We start from the raw sequence: 2,132 nt of genomic DNA, 5'->3' as shown, positions 1-2,132 counted from the left end.
CTCCAGCACAACGACGTTCAGATCCGGGTCGATCTGCTTGAGACGGATCGCCGCAGACAGACCCGCAGGCCCGCCACCAACAATCACAACATCATATTCCATCGACTCGCGGACGATCTCAGTCATCGGGCGCTCCTTAAGGCTGGAGGTGGGGCCTCAGGCAGAGACCCCCAGATCGGCGGCATCAAGCGCCATCACGGCATCCGCCCCAAGCGTGACCAGCGCCAGCAGAGCCGGAGCCTGCGCGGCGATCTGCGTGCGGTAGAACTCGGCGATGCGCAGCTTGCTGTGCAGGAAGGCCGCGCTATCCCCTGCGGCAATCCGCGCCGAGGCCGCCAGCACGCTGTCGGCCATCGCCCAGGTACCAAGGCACACGCCCGCTAGGTCGAGCATCGCACAGGCCGAGGCCTGCGGCAGTTCCGAATGGCTTGCGGCCTGATCGACGATCCAGTTGGTCGCGGCGCGCAGGGCGGCAGTGGCCTCGGTCAGCGACTTGGCGTAGCCTGCCCAGTTCACGCCATCACCCGAGGCGGCGTCAAGGCGCGCGGCGGTGTCGTCCATATCGGCCAGCAGTTCAGCCATGGCATAGCCCTTGTCGCGGCTGATCTTCCGCCCGATCAGGTCAAGCGCCTGAATGCCGGTCGTCCCTTCATAGATCGTGGTGATCCGCGCATCGCGGAAATGCTGCGCCGCACCGGTCTCCTCGATGTAGCCCATGCCGCCATGCACCTGCACGCCGAGCGAGGCCGAGACATTGCCCATCTCGGTGGACCAGCCCTTCACGACCGGGATCAGCAGGTCGAGACGGCGCTGCGCCTTGGCGGCAATATCGGCATCCGTGCTGCGCGACGCGATGTCCGAGGCCGCCGCAGCGCGATAGGCCAGAACCCGGGCCGCCTGCGTGCGGGCCTTGATCAGGCCGAGCATGCGCTTGACGTCGGGATGCTCGACAATCGCAACCGACCCCGCGCTGCCCGGACGTCCGCCCTGCTTGCGCTCGGCCGCGTAGGCCGCGGCGTGCTGGCCCGCGTGCTCGGCGATGCCGATGCCTTGAAGGCCCACGCCAAGACGCGCCGAGTTCATCATCGCGAACATATAGGTCAGGCCCTGGTTCGGCTCGCCCACCAGATAGCCGATAGCACCGCCATCGTCGCCAAAGCTCAGCGTGCAGGTCGGAGAGGCGTGGATGCCCAGCTTGTGCTCGATCGACACGCAGCGCACGTCGTTGCGCGCCCCAAGCGAACCATCGGCGTTCACCATGAATTTCGGCACGACAAAGAGCGAGATCCCCTTCACCCCCGCCGGGGCGTCGGGCAGGCGCGCCAGCACGAGATGGATGATGTTCTCGGTCATCTCATGCTCGCCATAGGTGATGAAAATCTTCTGACCCGAGACCCGGTAGTGATCGCCCTCGGGCACCGCCTTCGAGCGGATCGCGGCCAGGTCCGAGCCCGCCTGTGGTTCGGTCAGGTTCATCGTGCCGGTCCACTCGCCGGTCACCAGCTTGGGCAGGTAGCTTTCCTGAAGATCGGCCGACGCGTAATGCGCGATGGCCTCGATCGCGCCCTGGGTCAGCAGCGGGCAGAGCTGGAACGCCGTGTTCGCGCCGTTGAACATCTCCTGGATGGCGGCATTGACCGCGAAGGGCAGGCCCATGCCGCCATGCTCGGGCGAGGCAGCGGGGCTGTTCCAGCCCATCTCGACGATCTGGTCATAGGCCTCTTGCCAGCCCTCGGGAACGGTCACGCGCCCGTTGTCAAACCCAAGCCCCGCTTCATCGCCGGACCGGTTCAATGGAGCAAGAACCTGTCCGGCGAATTTCCCGGCCTCTTCCAGGATCGCCTCGACCGTTTCGGGCGTGGCATCTTCCAGACCGGGCAACTCAGACAATGCGGCCAGCCCGCACAGTTCGGTCAGCACGAAGGTCATATCCTGAAGCGGGGCTTGGTAGCTCATCTCAATGTCTCCTGAGATCAGATTTTCTGGGAGAACGCGGGAACCGCGTCGAACAAATCCGCGACGAGGCCGAAGTCTGCGACCTGGAAGATCGGGGCTTCTTCGTCCTTGTTGATGGCGACGATGATTTTGCTGTCCTTCATACCCGCGAGGTGCTGGATCGCGCCCGAGATGCC

2 protein-coding genes and 1 pseudogene are annotated in these 2,132 nt (G+C 65.2%); all 3 read right to left on the bottom strand.

The window, feature by feature from the left end; all coding sequences use genetic code 11:
• Nucleotides 1–126, bottom strand: a 126-nt coding sequence (locus LZA78_RS17480; RefSeq protein WP_233677706.1) for an FAD-dependent oxidoreductase, incomplete at its 3' end; no start/stop codon positions are given.
• Nucleotides 127–156: 30 nt separating this feature from the next.
• A complete protein-coding gene (locus LZA78_RS17475; RefSeq protein ID WP_233678160.1) occupies nt 157–1,956 on the bottom strand; it encodes an acyl-CoA dehydrogenase in 1,800 nt (599 codons plus the stop codon).
• A 17-nt stretch (nt 1,957–1,973) separates the two neighbouring features.
• Nucleotides 1,974–2,132, bottom strand: a pseudogene (locus LZA78_RS17470) (electron transfer flavoprotein subunit alpha/FixB family protein); the annotation flags it as partial.

The sequence above is a fragment of the Rhodobacter flavimaris genome (genome assembly GCF_021378075.1).
In the GTDB taxonomy this organism is placed as follows: domain Bacteria; phylum Pseudomonadota; class Alphaproteobacteria; order Rhodobacterales; family Rhodobacteraceae; genus Rhodobacter; species Rhodobacter flavimaris.
Note: the sequence above shows the minus strand (reverse complement) of the source record. Positions and strands in the feature narration are given on the sequence as shown.